This is a genomic window from Acinetobacter sp. AR2-3, from assembly GCF_001878775.1.
GTDB classification, from domain to species: Bacteria; Pseudomonadota; Gammaproteobacteria; order Pseudomonadales; family Moraxellaceae; genus Acinetobacter; species Acinetobacter lwoffii_D.
Window position 1 is genome coordinate 1 of record NZ_MJIQ01000013.1, and the last position, 15,076, is coordinate 15,076.

Sequence of the window (15,076 nt, forward strand, 5' to 3'; positions counted from 1 at the left end):
GACTCTAAAATCCCCAAAGCGTTCGGGTAAGTCTCGCCATGGAATACCTGAACGATACCGATACAATACTGCTTCAACAAATAGCCTGTTATCTTTGGCAGTTACTCCAACAGTACTCGCTCGTCCAGGTAACAGATCCTTAATCTGCTCCCACTGATCATCTCTTAATGCATAGCGTTTAGTCATGAAAAAATAATGAGGACAGGTTAGATTTTCTCAAGCTAATTGATGACAGGACCTAGTAAAATAGAGGAATTTGATAGTAATTCCACAATGTTTAGATATCCTATAAGTATGGATGCAAGTCTAGACTATCAAAAATCAACATTCAAAAGCTGTGATCTGATAAAAGGAAAGGCTCCAAAGGAGTCGAAAAAAACATCAAAATCTAATATCTTTTTACTTATTCATGATGGTAATGATGAAATTGTAGAATCATACGTTAGTGATAACGAAGCTTTGAATGAGATTCATGATGTTTTAAAAGAGCTATCTGAGCAATTATCAGGGCTACACTTTGGACTAAAATCAGATTTAATTAGGTAATACAATTATGAAACTTAACTCATTCTCCCCAATCCCTGAAGACGATGATGAACTGCATCTTCCTGAATTGGTATACTGGGCTTCTCTAGGTGATGTTGAACAGGTCGAGCAGGCGCTACAGGAAGGCCTGGACGTCAACTCCGCTGATGAAGAAGGCTATAGTGCCTTACAGGCCGCTGCTGAAAATGATCATCTGGAAGTGGTCAAACTCTTGGTCAGCAAGGGTGCTGATATTGCACATCGCAGTCCTAATACTGCTTTAGAATTGGCCGAAATGGCCGGAAATAAAGACGTTGTGACTTATCTGAAAAGTCTGGCCGGTGGTGTCTAAATATAAAAAAGAACCTCAGTGTTGAGGTTCTTTTTTATATTGTAGGAACTTAGGCAACTTCGCCTTCAAGCTCTTTTAAGATCGCTTCATTGAAAGCCGGTAAATCGTCCGGATTGCGTGAAGTAATCAGTACCCAGTCACCGGTATTGCAGCGGTGAACCTGTTCATCGACCCATTTCCCACCGGCATTTTCCAGATCCAGCTTGATGCTCTTATATGAAGTCAGATTTTTGTCTTTGATGCGCTGTGCATCAATCAAAGTCCATGGCCCATGACAGATCGCGGCAATCGGTTTGTGATTGTCGGCAAAATGCTGAATGATTTTTTGCGCATCCTGATTGATTCTCAAGGTATCCGCATTGACTGTACCGCCGGGAATCACCAAAAGATCATAATCATTCAGATCGACGTGTTCAAGACTGGTATCCGGCGTATATTGGGTGGCAGCTTTGGTATCACCTTTGACCGTCGCGACATCTTCATTTTTTTCGGCAGCATGAATCACTTCAAAACCTTTGGACTTTAGAAAATTTAAAGGCTCAGTGAGTTCATCATGTTCAATGCCTTGATTGGATGTAATAAAGAGGACCTTTTTTACCATGATTGCTGTTCCCAAAAAATGTGAGGATTTTTAGCTTAACAACAAGGGGATTCTTACAATGTTGGAGTTTTAGCTCGGAACTGTTAAGCAATGATAAATAAAATAATAGGCAGAAAAAAAAGCCCCGACATCCTGTCGGGGCTTTTTCGTATCTCGTGATTTAGGTATAACTCCTGTCGTACCTCACGTCCTGGTGTTGCGATGTTATTCTTGTTTTTAGGTCTTCTGGAGCATCCTGCTCTCTATGTTTATAAAGTAATACACATCCCAGTGGCGCACTAGCAGCAGATTGCGGTTATTGCTGTACGCTTTGGCTTACATCAGCGCAGAGAAATTGAGCTGTGCAAACTTAACCGGTTGTATTGCATTAAAAATGTATATCTAAGCCGATATAAGGACCTTTAAATTCCAGCTGTAAGTCTGGACGTTGATCCTGTTCAAAATCTACCTGCATGAGGCGATAACCGATTTTGGCACCGACATCGACCAGCAGATTATCAATGAAATCATATTGGAATTCTGCCTGTACGTCGGTTTTTCGGGTATCGCTGCCGCGACTGTAAACCGCTTCTGCTTTGGCACTCATACCGGTAAATGGCAATTTAACCCCGGCTGTTGCATAGAGCAGTGGGCTGTATTCATCCAGATCGTATTGCGTGAAAGCGCCGGCAGTCCGGTTTTCCACCGTACCATCCAGATTGGTTAAACCTGCACCTATATCCGCATGCACAATGGTATCCAGCAATTCGTAATACAGAATATAGTCAATATTGTTCAGCTCGATATCTGAGGCATTGACAGGAGAACTCTGTTCGCTGGTGCTGTCCAGATTGACGTATTTAATCTTGGCATTTGGTAACAATGGCACAGGATGTTCTACAGCGACAGATAGCTGCGCTGTACCTTGTCGATCTAGCTCATGCTTGAAATTGTTATCCTGACTATAGCCGTCAAAATCCCAGTAACTGAGATCTGCTTTCACGCCGATTACATCTGCATGACTGAGCGTACTGAGTCCAAAACCGAAGAATAAGGTGGTGAGTATTTTTGCGCGCATGGCTCTATTCCCTAAAGCTTTATTAAAATTGGAAGTGTCTGGTTACTTAAAAGCATCTTCTTAATATGGAGTAGCAAGTGCATGATATAGAGAATTTCAAAAATGTATATCCTTAGATTTTGCAGGACAATAAGATGGTAGCGAGAAGCACACAACAAGCGAAAGAGTATGCATTATATGTCGCCGGTCAGGTGGCTCAGACGGGTGAATGGCTAGAGGTCAAACATAAATATAACCACGAACTGTATGCCCGTGTCGCTTTGGCAGATGCCAACACACTGGAACAGGCGATTCAGTCTGCCGTAGACGCAGAAGCCGAAATGGCTGCCTTAGAGCCGTTCCAGAAACAGAAAATTCTGCTGCATTGCGTACGCCGTTTTCGTGAGATTCATGAAGAACTGACCGAAATTCTGATTGCAGAGGGCGGTAAACCGCGTAAAGCGGCCGAAGCTGAAGTTGAGCGTCTGATTAATACCTTTCAGATTGCCGCAGATGCCGTGACCCAGGTTGATCAGGGACGTATGCTGCCTTTGGCCGTGACTGCGGCAGCATCCGGTTATCAGGGTATTGTGAAGCAGGTGCCAATTGGTGCAGTGTCTCTGATCAGTCCGTTTAATTTTCCTTTAAACCTGACCGCGCATAAAATTGCTCCTGCGATTGCAGCCGGTTGTCCCTTTGTGCTGAAACCACCGAGTCTAACCCCGATTTCTGCCTTAAAAATTGCCGAAATTCTGGCGGAAACCGATTTACCGCAAGGTGCCTTTTCGGTATTGCCCTGTCCGCGAGAGCTGGCCGATCTACTGGTCACTGATGAGCGTTTTAAATTACTCAGTTTTACCGGTTCCGATGCTGTGGGCTGGGATATGAAAGCGCGTGCCGGACGCAAAAAAGTGGTCTTGGAGCTGGGTGGCAATGCTGCTGTCATGATTGAGCCAGATACCGAAATTAACGATGCCTTGATTAACCGTCTAATTGGCGGGGCGTATAACCATGCCGGACAGGTGTGTATCAGTGTGCAACGCATTTTGGTGCATCAGCAGATTTATACTGAAGTGAAGGACAAACTGCTGGCGAAACTGAAAACGATTAAAGCCGCTGATCCGAATCTGAGCACAACCTTGGTTGGTCCGATGATCAAGGAAGATGAAGCCAAACGCCTGAAAAAATGGCTGGATAAAGCCGTGGAAAAAGACGCGAAAATCCTGATTGGAGGCGAATTGAATGGTGTGATGTTCGCACCGACCTTGCTGGAAAATGTAGACCACAGTCTGGAAATCTACCGTGATGAAGCCTTTGGCCCGGTGGCAATTCTGGAAGCGCATGCTGATTTCGAATCCGGTATTGCCTGTATCAACCGCAGCCGTTTTGGCTTGCAAGCTGGAGTGTATACTCAGAATCTGAACAAGATGCTGTATGCCTGGGATCATCTGCATGTCGGCGGTGTCATTATCAATGATATTCCGTCTTTCCGGGTCGATAACATGCCTTATGGCGGGGTCAAAGATTCAGGTCTGGGTCGTGAAGGAATTCAGTCAGCCATTCGCGATATGCAGGAAGAGCGCATGCTGGTGATTAAAGCCTAGGTTCAGAATATTCAATTCATCGCTTCGATATCACAGGTGGCTGGTTTTTAAATCTGCATGTGATATCTGAGCCGGTTTTTAGGGAGGTTAAAGTTCCATGAGAGACTTTGATTTCCCATATTACGGCTTGGTCACGCGCCTTACTACAAGCCGTTTCATCATCAAATAATGATCTAAAAACAGATGCTGGATTGGAGTCTTGGAATACATTTTTTGAAACAGCGACCCTGTAGTAAAACTTAAAAAAATATATTCCAAAAAGTTTGTCAATATATAACTTGTTTAATCTGGCTTATTTCGCAGAATTATTGAACGCTTAATTCGAATAGATTATAAATAACGAATATTTTAAGCAGAATTTACAGAAAAAATTTAAAAAAGTCAGTATTGTTGAGTCATCTACAAGGTCAGTTTTTCGATCAGACTTTAAGCAAGATGTAAGACCTGCTGACCTGTTTGTACATTAGAATTCGACGCCCACAAGGTGCCCTCTAATTCAAACACCCAAAATTATTGAAAATACTTCTTTTTTTGCTTGCGTCATAACCATAATAAGCAGCATCTGAAGGGGTTAAAAGTTTAGGTGTTCTATGACAGAAACTCGTGAGAATTGGTCCGCACGATCAGGATTCATTATTGCAGCGATTGGTTCCGCCGTTGGCTTGGGGAATATCTGGCGTTTCCCCTATGTTGCCTATGAAAATGGTGGCGGGGCATTCCTGATCCCTTATCTGATTGCGATTTTCGCAGCAGGTTTACCTTTATTGTTTTTAGACTATGCGGTCGGACACAAGTTCCGCAAAGCGCCGCCTATGGCCTATAAAAAACTCATGAATGCCGAATTCCTAGGGTGGTGGCAGGTGATGGTGACCCTGATCATTGGGATTTACTATGCCAGCGTCTTGTCCTGGGCCGGCAGTTATATGTTCTATTCCTTTGGACAGCAGTGGGGCACAGATACCCAAGGCTTCTTCTTCAATACTTACCTGCAAAATGGTGAGGGTCTAACTCTTGGTTTTGTACCTGTGCTGTTCTTTGGTCTGGTGGTCGTTTGGGCAGCAGTCATGCTGATTCTTTACGGTGGAGTACGTCGTGGGGTGGAACTGGCGAATAAAATTTTTATGCCATTGCTGGTGATTTTATTCACGATCCTAGTGATTCAGGCAGTACGTTTACCGGGTGCAGTCGATGGTTTAAATGCTTTCTTCACGCCGAACTGGGAAGCGATGGCCAACTATAAAGTCTGGTTAGCCGCTTTTGGTCATATCTTCTTCTCACTGTCAGTGGGCTTCGGGATCATGTTGACCTATGCATCTTACCTGAAACGCAAAACTAACCTGACCGGTTCAGGGATTGTGGTGGCATTGGCCAACTCGTCTTTTGAAATTCTGGCGGGTATTGGTGTCTTTGCCGCGCTTGGTTTTATGGCGTTCAGCTCAGGCGCGAAAGTTGAAGATGTAGTATCTGGCGGTATCGGTCTGGCCTTTATTGCGTTTCCGAAAATCATTTCCAGTTTAGGTGCAGGTGGTGACCTGTTCGGTTTCCTGTTCTTTGGTTCATTGACGGTTGCTGGTATTACCTCGATGGTCAGTATCCTGCAAGTTCCGATTGCTGCGTTCCAGGACAAACTGGGCTGGTCAAAGAACAAGTCAGTGACCATTATTGCGGGTGGTTCAGCAGTGATTTCTACCCTGATGTTCTCGACACATAGTGCCATTACCTTTGTCGATATCATCGACTACTTTGCCAATAACATCGGTATTGTCGGTGGCGGTCTGTTATCGATTATTCTGTTGTCGTGGTTCCGTCGTCCATTAATGAAACAGCTGGAAGGCCATGTGAATGAGTTTGCCAGCGTGAAACTGGGTGCCAGTTGGAACTTCATGCTAACGGTGATCACGCCTTTGTCATTATTGCTGGCATTGGGCCTGACCCTGAAATCGATCATGGCAGAAGGTTATGGTGGCTATGCTGCCAGTACCCTATGGATGGTAGGTGGAGGAGTAATGGCATTCTTTATTCTGGGTGCCATTCTATTCAGCCTGATCAAAGACCGTCACAGCTAGGAGAGCGACTATGAATACATCTGCACTAATCATGATGATCATCTCTATCGTTTTATTATGGGGTGGTCTGGTACTGGCTGTGATTCATCTGGCAAAGAATCCGGAAGAACCAGAAGACTAAAAATCTTCACATAAACCTACTGTTACCATAAATAGAAGTCATTATCATCCTTGATGATAATGACTTTTTTAATGGCTGATGCTTTGACATGATTTCCGTTTCAGATGGACAAGTCCATACAGCCTTTGCCGTGACTTTATTTGCCGGGCTGGCCACCGTGGTGGGTGGGGGACTGGTATTATTCTTAAAAAAACCTAATTTCCGTTTGCTAGCCTTTGGTTTGGCCTTTGCTGCCGGGGCCATGATTTATGTCTCTTTAACCGAAATTCTGAACAAATCGATCGCGTCCTTTAGTCTGGACTTTGATGAAAAAACCGGTTTTGCCTTTGGCACTTTTGCTTTTTTACTGGGCGTAGTTCTGGTGTTGTTGCTGGATCGCTTTGTGCCGAATCCGCATGACACGATTGAAACCCATTCTGCCAAGGGCGTCAGTTCCCCCCAATTACTGCGTACCGGTATGCTGACCCTGTTTGCGATTAGCGCACATAACCTGCCAGAAGGACTGGCGACGTTTTTTGCCACACTAGAAAGCCCAGCTTTAGGTGCGCCGTTGGCGGTGGCAATTGCGATTCATAATGTGCCAGAAGGTGTGGCGATAGCCTTGCCGGTATATATGGCCACCGGCCGTAAAGATTATGCGCTCTGGGCCAGTCTGGTCTCGGGCCTGGCCGAACCATTGGGGGCAGCGCTCGGTTATTTTATTCTGGCACCTTATATGAGTGAAACCGTCTATGGTCTGATCTTTGGGGTGATTGGCGGCGTGATGGTTTATCTGGCACTGGATGAATTATTGCCGACGGCAAAACGCTATGCCAAAGGACATGAAACGGTATATGGGCTGGTCAGTGGCATGGCTGCATTGGCCAGCAGTCTGGTGATTTTTAAGTTTATTCAATAAACCTCATATTCACTAAATCACGAGATATAAAAAAAGGCAGCTTAGGCTGCCTTTCATTTTTAACGCATGATTTATGCCGTTTTTTCTATACGGCAATAGAAGAAACCGTCGCCTTGATCCGCTTTCGGCAACAACTGACGACCGTGAATCTGTTCGATGCCCCAATCGGCTTCGATCTTGATTTCTTTGGCATCGGCATGTTGAGCAAAGAATTCGACCATCTGCTGTTCGTTTTCGGCTTTCAGAATTGAACAGGTGATGTACAGCAACGTACCGCCAACTTTCAGTTGCTGCCACATATTTTCCAGAATCTGCTTTTGCAGCTGTACCGTTTGCGGAATATCGGTAGAGTGACGTAACAAGCGAATATCCGGATGACGACGGATCACACCAATTGCAGAGCATGGTGCATCCAGTACGATACAATCGACCGGCTCCGGAGCGGTCCAGGTGATCGCATCAGCCGCGATAATTTCAACGTCGGCATATTCAGTTAACAGTAAACGTTCCAGATTTTCTGCCACACGGACTAAACGTTTAGCATCCTGATCAATGGCATAGAGTTTTTTCGGGCTGTATTTTTCCAAGATATGCGCAGTCTTACCCCCTGGCGCAGCGCAGGCATCTACTACGATTTTGCCTTCAAGGTCAGGAACTAAGGTCGCACACAGCTGGGCATGTTCATCCTGCACCGAGAAACCGCCGGCTTCATAGCCCGGCAGGTTCGGAATATGCACATTCTGTTCCAGTACAATCCCAACTTCAGAAAGAGTACAGGCACGTGCTTCATAGCCTTCTTCTTCCAGAATTTCCAGATATTCATCACGGCTGACCTGATTGATATTGACACGCAAGGTAAGCGGCGCAATCTGTTTCAAGTCATGTGACAGCTCGGCAAGCTGTTCCGGCCAGTCTTTCTTTAAACGCTTGTAGAGCCAGCTTGGCAGGCCATGCGCCTGATTTAAAGCCAGGTCAAATTCTTCTGTTTCACGTGAAACACGACGCAGTACCGCATTGACCAGACCGCTTAAAGGTTCAAATCCCAGCTGTTTGGCTGCAGTGACGGTTTCTGAAATCGCAGCATGTGCCGGAATACGGGTACATAGAATCTGGTACAAACCCAAATATAAGCAGCTTTCTAGAGCCTGGTTATCAAGAGGTTTGGTTAATAACGGCAGGGTGATGGCTTTCAGGCCGTGCCACTGACGTAAACAGCCTAAAGTTAACTCGTGATATAGGCCACGGTCACGTTCAGATACGATATTGATATGTTGATTGAGTACAGAAGCAAGTGATTGGCCATTTTGTACAGCCAATAGCGTTTTTACAACTTGCGCGCGCAAATTCAAGTTTTTAGCTGATGATTGAATTTGGCTCATGCGAATTTATGTCCTACCGATAGTTTTTGAGTTTGATTAATTTGAACAGCATTCAGGGCTTTGCCACCTGGCCATTGCAGATTGGTGATGCAAATAGCATGTTGATCACCACACATCACATGCACGCCGTCTTTATCCAGGGCAATCACTTCACTAGGCAGGGCATTGCTTGCCTTTTGTGTGGAAAGTGATGAATTCCAGATGCGTAAATTGTTGCCGTCATCTAGCGGGGTGAATGCCACTGGCCAGGGATTAAAGGCACGAATATTACGGTCAATATCTGCTGCAGGCTGGGTCCAGTCAATTTGTGCTTCGGCTTTTGTCAGTTTATGCGCGTAGACAGTCAGATTTTCATCCTGAACTTCACGGGTCTCAAGATAGTGCTGTAAAGTCTGTTCCGATTCGAGCACGGCCACAATCGCCTCAGCACCTTGCAGCGCCAGTTTGTCATGCAGGCTGGCAGATGTATCTTCGGCGCTAATCGGGCACAGTGTTTTATACATCATGTCCCCGGTATCCAGACCGGCTGCCATTTTCATAATGGTCACACCTGTTTCGATATCGCCGGTAGCAATCGCGCGCTGAATCGGGGCTGCACCGCGCCAGCGTGGCAACAGCGAACCATGAATATTCAGGCAACCATATTTTGGCGTATCCAGAACCACTTGTGGCAGGATCAGGCCATAAGCTGCCACCACCATCACATCTGCATTTAAGGCTTTAAGTTCCGCTTGCGCCGCCAGACCTTCTTCAGTCGATGACTTGAAATGTAAAGGCTGATAGACCGAAAGATGATGTTCAAGCGCTAACTGCTTCACCGCAGATGCCGTGAGCTTTTGTCCACGTCCGGCCTTGCGGTCCGGTTGAGTATAGACCGCCACAATTTCATGTTCGGTTCTAAGCAACGCAGCCAATGCAGTCGCTGCAAATTCTGGTGTGCCTGCAAATATGATCTTCACACATGAAATTCCAAATAAACTTAAAAGCTATTATAAGCCAAAAGCCAAATTTCAGCCTAATCGTTGCAAAAACTCATCCGAGAAGCTTGGTGAGTGCTTGAATTTCAGTGGAATTTTTATATAAAAAAAACTCATGCAAATTGTAAAAATTATTCATGAAAGTTTTGTATTGTCCTGATGATGATGATGGCGGTATAGTAGATTTCATTAAGAAATTTTTATCGTCAGATCATCCAAATCTCTCTATAGACATTTTTGCCTGTATCTACACCCAAAAGGCCATCTTGTAAATCAAGGGCTTGTAGTATGATAGGTTTAAAATTCAACTGATTTAAGCTCCTTGTCAGTATGATTTAGCCAGAGTGGATCTGCCCGATTCATTGCAAGCTCAAACTTTGTTGGAAATATAAAATGCCTGACTATCGTTCAAAAACATCGACACACGGAAGAAATATGGCTGGCGCACGCGGTTTATGGCGTGCCACCGGCATGAAAGATGAAGATTTCGGTAAGCCGATTATTGCGGTGGTGAACTCGTTCACCCAGTTTGTACCGGGTCATGTGCATCTTAAAGACCTGGGTCAGCTGGTGGCACGTCAAATTGAAGCGTCAGGCGGCGTGGCCAAAGAATTCAATACTATTGCGGTCGATGACGGCATCGCGATGGGTCATGATGGCATGTTGTATTCATTGCCTTCGCGTGACCTGATTGCAGACTCGGTCGAGTACATGGTCAATGCCCATTGTGCCGATGCGATGGTATGTATCTCGAACTGTGACAAGATCACCCCAGGCATGTTAATGGCCGCGATGCGTCTGAACATTCCAGTAGTATTTGTCTCTGGCGGTCCAATGGAAGCGGGCAAGGTCAAAATCCGTGGCAATGAAAAAGCCATTGATCTGGTTGATGCCATGATTGTTGCAGCAGATGACAGCTTCACTGATGAAGAAGTTGCTGAATATGAACGTTCAGCTTGCCCAACCTGTGGTTCATGTTCAGGCATGTTTACCGCAAACTCGATGAACTGTTTGACTGAAGCACTTGGTTTATCGCTTCCGGGCAATGGTTCAACGCTGGCAACCCATGCCAACCGTAAAAAATTATTCGAGCGTGCGGGTCAATTGATTGTTGAAATCACTAAACGTCATTATGAGCAAAATGACTACAGCTTATTGCCACGTTCAATCGCGACCAAAGCAGCGTTTGAAAATGCGATGACTTTAGACATTTCCATGGGTGGTTCAACCAATACGGTTCTACATTTGTTGGCAGCAGCACACGAGGCAGAAGTCGACTTTACCATGACTGATATCGATCGTTTGTCACGTAATGTGCCAGTTCTTTGTAAGGTTGCGCCGGCGAAGCAGGACGTGCATATGGAAGATGTACACCGTGCCGGTGGCATCATGTCGATCCTGGGTGAACTGGATCGCGCGGGCTTGCTGGATACTTCTGTTCCAACCGTGCATGAAAAAACTTTAAAAGATGCCTTGGATAAATGGGACATCATCCGTACCGAAGATGAAGAGGTGTATCAATTCTTCAAATCGGCACCGGGCGGTGTTCCGACCCAGACCGCATTCTCGCAAGACCGTTACTATGCGCGCTTAGATGGTGACCGTGACAATGGCGTGATCCGTAATGCAGCCAATGCCTTCTCACAAGATGGTGGTCTAGCGGTACTTTACGGCAACATCGCGCTAGAAGGCTGTATCGTAAAAACTGCGGGTGTGGATGATTCAATCCTGAAATTCAACGGGACTGCACGTGTGTTTGAAAGTCAGGATGCTGCAGTTGAAGCCATTCTTGGCGGCAAAATCACTGCGGGTGATGTCGTCGTGATTCGCTATGAAGGTCCACGTGGTGGCCCGGGTATGCAGGAAATGCTGTATCCAACCAGTTACTTAAAATCGAAAGGTTTGGGTAAAGACTGCGCACTTTTAACGGATGGCCGTTTCTCGGGTGGTTCGTCTGGTCTGTCGATTGGTCACGTGTCGCCTGAAGCGGCTGAAGGCGGTGCAATTGGTCTGGTGGAAGATGGCGACCGTATCGAAATTGATATTCCAAACCGTACCATTCACCTGGCAGTGGATGATGCAACCATGGCAGCGCGCCGTGAAGCACAAGAAGCCAAAGGCTGGCAGCCTGCTGAACAGCGTCCGCGTAAAGTGTCTAAAGCACTGAAAGCGTATGCGATGCATACTACTAGTGCGTCGAAAGGTGCGGTACGTGATATCTAATTTGTAATTTTACAGATTTAAATAGCACTCCAGATGGGGTGCTTTTTTTATACAAGAAACTATCTTAAAATGAAAGAGGACTCCACCCGACAGTCAGGGTGGAGGTGAATTTCGTAAGTTTTTTAATTTAGCTTTAATTCGTTTTTATGTTAAAATAAAAGAAATATAACATTGTATTTAAATAAGTTTTAAAAAAAATGAAAATCAACAAGGCGTATAAATTTAGGCTTGAGCCTAATGAAGAGCAAGAGGTTATTTTAAACAATCTTGTTGGTTCTGCGCGTTTTGTTTGGAATCAAATTTTAGTTGTGTCATTTGAAATGTTTGCAAAGAATGAATTTATCAATGCAACCAATTTGGTGAATAAAATCACCAGTCTTAAAAAGAATCCTGAATATGCTTTTTTAGCAAATCATTCTAATGCTGTTTCCCTACAGCAAAAAATTCGTGATCTGGCTTCGGCTTGGACAAGGTTTTTCAATGCAAAAGAACATGCAAGATTAAAAGAAAATAAGCGTAAACCACGCAAGCCCAAATTCCTCAAACTCACTGATGGTTCTGAAATCCAGTTACGCCCACTGATGCCTAGATTTAACTAACTGTGCGAAATTCCCCATCTATAATCTTCAATTTAGGTGGGGATGGATAGCACGACTTTTCGTTATTCGGGTCTTTCTTGATTTTTTATATATTCACGAATTACATCAATTGTCGCACCACCTGTTGTAAGCAAGCAATAAGCCCTAGTCCAAAGTACAGGCTTCCAATAATACTGCTTTAGTTCTGCATCAAATTCTTTGCGTATAAGTCTGCTAGATACCGTTTTGAGGTTATTTATAAACTTGCTTGGCATGATATTAGGGTGCATTTCTAGTAATAAATGAATGTGGTCAGCTTCACCATTAAACTCAAGCAAGTCAATTTCCCAATCTTGACAGTTCTTTCTTACGATTTCTTCAAGGCGATTGAGCATTTCATTTGTAAAGCATTTTCTCCTGTATTTTGTTACCAACACTAAATGATAAGTTAGCTTATAAACACAGTGGTAATGTGACTTCATGTTATTTACACCAAGATTAATACTTGTTAAATTATAGGTATGAATGAAGTTCAAATGAAAGCCTACAAGTATCGTATTTATCCGAATGGTGAGCAAAAAGTGCTAATCGAAAAGCACTTCGGCTGTGCTAGGTTTACTTACAACTGGGCTTTAGCACTTCAACAAAAATATTATGATGAACATAAAAAATCACTGAGCCGAAAAGATATTCAGGATCAGCTTGTGAGTATGAAAAAGCAAGAACAATACTCATGGCTCAATGAGGTGAACAGTCAAACCCTACTTAGTGGATTACTTCATGTTTATACGGCTTTTGGAAACTTCTTCAAAGGTCGGGCGAAATTCCCCAAGTTCAAGTCTAAGAAAATTCCACAACGATCATATCAATGCCCTCAACATGGTAGTGTTGATTTTGAAAAAGGCACACTGAATCTACCTAAATTAAAAGGCATTAAAGCTGTATTTAGTCGTCAATTTGATGGAAAGATTAAAACTGTCACTATTAGTAAAACAGCAACAGGAAAGTATTACGCATCAATTTTAGTTGAAACTAATCAAGCCAAAGTAACAGCATCAATAATTGAGGCAGATAAAACCATTGGTATTGATTTGGGCTTAAATCACTTGTTGATTCAGTCGGATGGTCAAAAAATTGAAAATCCAAAATATTTACGACAAGCTCAAAATGGATTAGCAATTCAGCAAAAGATATTTGCTCGAAAGAAAAAAGAATCCAAGAATTATCAACGTCAGAAATTAAATGTTGCATGTATCTATGAAAAGGTACGTTTGCAACGCTTAGACCTACATCACAAACTAACGCATCACTTGATCTGTGAAAACCAAGCGACCACGTATGCATTAGAAGATTTAGGAATTAAAAACATGGTTAAGAACAGTAAACTAGCCAAGTCCATTTCGGATGTGGCATGGGGGCAATTCTTAACGCTGTTACAATACAAAGCTGAATGGTATGGCAAGAATGTTTTGAAAATTGGTCGATTTGTACCAAGTTCAAAAACTTGTTCTTGCTGTGGCTATAAGATGGAAAAGTTACCGCTAAGTGTCAGATTGTTTGAATGTCCAAGTTGCAACTTGGTTGAAGATCGTGATGTGAATGCGAGTATAAATATCCGTAATTTCGCTTTAGCTGATGCACTAGGGCTTCGTGCTGTGTAAAGAGTTCCTGTGCCACAATACTTGTCAGCGCAAGTGTGGCATCGAAAGGTGTAATCAATTTGATTGCATGGGTCGCAAAGATTCCCCCACTATAACTTTCAGTTTAGTGGTGGGAGTATGTCAAGAAAAAATCAGATGGTTACGATTCAATTAGATTGGTGCAATTTGATAAATATTGTCGAATTGAGGGTAATCGAGTTAAGCTGCCAAATGGCATAGGATTTGTGAAATTTAGAAAATCACAAGATATTCTAGGCACAATTAAGAATGTGACAATCAGTAAGAGATCAGGTCATTGGTATATTTCATTTGGCAGTGAAAAAGAGTTATTGGAAAATCCAGTACATCCATCCAAAACCGCAGTTGGTGTTGATTTAGGTGTCAAGAAATTAGTCACAACATCTGAGGGTGAGGTATTTAACCCAAAGAACAGTTTTAAAACCAACCAAATTAAATTAGCTAAACTTCAACGTAAGTTGAGCAAAAAATTGAAGTTTAGTGAAAATTGGAAAAAGTTGAACACCACAATTAACAAGCTACATTATCATATTGCTAATATTCGGCATGACTACCTACATAAAGTCACGACAACTCTCAGCAAAAACCACGCAATGATCGTAGTTGAGGACTTAAAAGTAGCCAATATGTCGAAGTCAGCAAGTGGCACAATCGAGAAAAAAGGAAAGAATGTCAAAGCCAAGTCGGGCTTAAACAAGGCAATCCTAGATCAAGGTTGGTCAATGCTTGTTGATATATTGGAGTACAAACAACAATGGCGAGGTGGTTTACTCGTTAAGATTGACCCGAAATACACAAGTCAAACGTGTAGCTCCTGCGGTCATGTTGCAAAAGAAAATAGGCTTACTCAGGCACATTTTGAATGTGTTGCGTGTGGCTTTAGCGAGAATGCGGATATTAACGCTTCTCGTAATATTTTGGCGGTGGGACACACCGTTTTGTCTGTGGAGGGTGGATGCGGTAAAGGTCGCCCGATGAAGCAGAAAGCAAGCGAAATCCGTGAGGAAGTCACCTAAGAGCTGATGCTTTTAGAATCC

At 43.7% G+C, this 15,076-nt stretch carries 14 protein-coding genes and 2 pseudogenes; 10 read left to right on the top strand and 6 right to left on the bottom strand.

Features of this window, described 5'->3' with window-relative positions; all coding sequences use genetic code 11:
- Positions 1 to 186, bottom strand: a 186-nt coding sequence (locus BFN00_RS00425) for a transposase (RefSeq protein WP_143115402.1), incomplete at its 3' end; no start/stop codon positions are given.
- 42 nt (positions 187 to 228) lie between these two features.
- On the opposite strand from BFN00_RS00425, the gene BFN00_RS00430 reads away from it, so the two are divergent.
- On the top strand, positions 229 to 546 hold the full coding sequence (locus tag BFN00_RS00430; protein ID WP_249449769.1) for a hypothetical protein: 318 nt from the start codon (positions 229 to 231) through the stop codon (positions 544 to 546).
- 7 nt (positions 547 to 553) lie between these two features.
- Entirely contained in the window at positions 554 to 877 is a 324-nt protein-coding gene (locus tag BFN00_RS00435) for an ankyrin repeat domain-containing protein (protein WP_071850129.1), read from the top strand.
- Between the two features lie 49 nt (positions 878 to 926).
- On the opposite strand, the gene BFN00_RS00440 is transcribed toward BFN00_RS00435, so the two are convergent.
- Complete coding sequence (locus BFN00_RS00440; RefSeq protein ID WP_071850130.1) at positions 927 to 1,478, bottom strand: type 1 glutamine amidotransferase domain-containing protein; 552 nt, start codon at positions 1,476 to 1,478, stop codon at positions 927 to 929.
- 367 nt (positions 1,479 to 1,845) lie between these two features.
- Positions 1,846 to 2,535 carry a TIGR04219 family outer membrane beta-barrel protein gene (locus BFN00_RS00445; protein ID WP_071850131.1) on the bottom strand — a complete coding sequence of 230 codons (690 nt, stop codon included), beginning with the start codon at positions 2,533 to 2,535 and terminating at the stop codon, positions 1,846 to 1,848.
- Positions 2,536 to 2,669: 134 nt separating this feature from the next.
- Here BFN00_RS00445 and BFN00_RS00450 point away from each other — a divergent pair, with 134 nt between their 5' ends.
- From BFN00_RS00450 to zupT, 4 genes are all read left to right on the top strand, one after another.
- Positions 2,670 to 4,118 (top strand): aldehyde dehydrogenase family protein, encoded by a 1,449-nt coding sequence (locus BFN00_RS00450; protein ID WP_071850132.1) that lies wholly within the window; start codon positions 2,670 to 2,672, stop codon positions 4,116 to 4,118.
- 590 nt (positions 4,119 to 4,708) lie between these two features.
- Positions 4,709 to 6,184 (top strand): sodium-dependent transporter, encoded by a 1,476-nt coding sequence (locus tag BFN00_RS00455; protein ID WP_071850133.1) that lies wholly within the window; start codon positions 4,709 to 4,711, stop codon positions 6,182 to 6,184.
- Between the two features lie 10 nt (positions 6,185 to 6,194).
- Complete coding sequence (locus BFN00_RS00460) at positions 6,195 to 6,305, top strand: methionine/alanine import family NSS transporter small subunit (RefSeq protein ID WP_004647694.1); 111 nt, start codon at positions 6,195 to 6,197, stop codon at positions 6,303 to 6,305.
- Between the two features lie 88 nt (positions 6,306 to 6,393).
- Entirely contained in the window at positions 6,394 to 7,203 is an 810-nt protein-coding gene (zupT, locus tag BFN00_RS00465; RefSeq protein WP_005094805.1) for a zinc transporter ZupT, read from the top strand.
- A 71-nt stretch (positions 7,204 to 7,274) separates the two neighbouring features.
- On the opposite strand, the gene rsmB is transcribed toward zupT, so the two are convergent.
- Both rsmB and fmt read right to left on the bottom strand, forming a co-directional pair.
- The gene (gene rsmB, locus BFN00_RS00470; RefSeq protein ID WP_004280818.1) at positions 7,275 to 8,582 is read right to left on the bottom strand and encodes a 16S rRNA (cytosine(967)-C(5))-methyltransferase RsmB; all 1,308 of its coding nucleotides are present in this window, start codon (positions 8,580 to 8,582) and stop codon (positions 7,275 to 7,277) included.
- Positions 8,579 to 9,541: a methionyl-tRNA formyltransferase gene (gene fmt / locus BFN00_RS00475; protein WP_071850134.1), complete on the bottom strand. Its 963-nt coding sequence runs from the start codon at positions 9,539 to 9,541 to the stop codon at positions 8,579 to 8,581. Before fmt ends, rsmB begins: the two co-directional genes overlap by 4 nt.
- 411 nt (positions 9,542 to 9,952) lie before the next feature.
- On the opposite strand from fmt, the gene ilvD reads away from it, so the two are divergent.
- Together ilvD and BFN00_RS00485 are read left to right on the top strand one after the other, a co-directional pair.
- Positions 9,953 to 11,782 (top strand): dihydroxy-acid dehydratase, encoded by a 1,830-nt coding sequence (ilvD, locus tag BFN00_RS00480; RefSeq protein ID WP_026055737.1) that lies wholly within the window; start codon positions 9,953 to 9,955, stop codon positions 11,780 to 11,782.
- A gap of 197 nt (positions 11,783 to 11,979) precedes the next feature.
- Positions 11,980 to 12,375 (top strand): annotated as a pseudogene (locus BFN00_RS00485) (helix-turn-helix domain-containing protein); the annotation flags it as partial.
- A gap of 68 nt (positions 12,376 to 12,443) precedes the next feature.
- Here the strand turns inward: BFN00_RS00485 and tnpA are convergent.
- Positions 12,444 to 12,842, bottom strand: a complete 399-nt coding sequence (tnpA, locus tag BFN00_RS00490; protein ID WP_071850135.1) for an IS200/IS605 family transposase — start codon at positions 12,840 to 12,842, stop codon at positions 12,444 to 12,446.
- A gap of 54 nt (positions 12,843 to 12,896) precedes the next feature.
- Between tnpA and BFN00_RS00495 the strand changes: the two genes are divergently transcribed.
- Together BFN00_RS00495 and BFN00_RS00500 are read left to right on the top strand one after the other, a co-directional pair.
- Positions 12,897 to 14,021 carry an RNA-guided endonuclease TnpB family protein gene (locus BFN00_RS00495; RefSeq protein WP_249449770.1) on the top strand — a complete coding sequence of 375 codons (1,125 nt, stop codon included), beginning with the start codon at positions 12,897 to 12,899 and terminating at the stop codon, positions 14,019 to 14,021.
- 122 nt (positions 14,022 to 14,143) lie between these two features.
- Positions 14,144 to 15,055 (top strand): annotated as a pseudogene (locus BFN00_RS00500) (RNA-guided endonuclease InsQ/TnpB family protein); the annotation flags it as partial.
- Positions 15,056 to 15,076: the final 21 nt, after the last annotated feature.

What these genes read in the sequence shown, in the direction of transcription:
- BFN00_RS00430 (WP_249449769.1), top strand. Translation starts at nt 229, where the DNA reads ATGACAGGACCTAGTAAAATAGAGGAATTTGATAGTAATTCCACAATG.
- BFN00_RS00440 (WP_071850130.1), bottom strand. Translation starts at nt 1,478, where the DNA reads ATGGTAAAAAAGGTCCTCTTTATTACATCCAATCAAGGCATTGAACAT.
- BFN00_RS00445 (WP_071850131.1), bottom strand. Translation starts at nt 2,535, where the DNA reads ATGCGCGCAAAAATACTCACCACCTTATTCTTCGGTTTTGGACTCAGT.
- rsmB (WP_004280818.1), bottom strand. Translation starts at nt 8,582, where the DNA reads ATGAGCCAAATTCAATCATCAGCTAAAAACTTGAATTTGCGCGCGCAA.
- BFN00_RS00450 (WP_071850132.1), top strand. Translation starts at nt 2,670, where the DNA reads ATGGTAGCGAGAAGCACACAACAAGCGAAAGAGTATGCATTATATGTC.
- ilvD (WP_026055737.1), top strand. Translation starts at nt 9,953, where the DNA reads ATGCCTGACTATCGTTCAAAAACATCGACACACGGAAGAAATATGGCT.
- BFN00_RS00495 (WP_249449770.1), top strand. Translation starts at nt 12,897, where the DNA reads ATGAAAGCCTACAAGTATCGTATTTATCCGAATGGTGAGCAAAAAGTG.
- zupT (WP_005094805.1), top strand. Translation starts at nt 6,394, where the DNA reads ATGATTTCCGTTTCAGATGGACAAGTCCATACAGCCTTTGCCGTGACT.
- BFN00_RS00455 (WP_071850133.1), top strand. Translation starts at nt 4,709, where the DNA reads ATGACAGAAACTCGTGAGAATTGGTCCGCACGATCAGGATTCATTATT.
- tnpA (WP_071850135.1), bottom strand. Translation starts at nt 12,842, where the DNA reads ATGAAGTCACATTACCACTGTGTTTATAAGCTAACTTATCATTTAGTG.
- BFN00_RS00460 (WP_004647694.1), top strand. Translation starts at nt 6,195, where the DNA reads ATGAATACATCTGCACTAATCATGATGATCATCTCTATCGTTTTATTA.
- BFN00_RS00435 (WP_071850129.1), top strand. Translation starts at nt 554, where the DNA reads ATGAAACTTAACTCATTCTCCCCAATCCCTGAAGACGATGATGAACTG.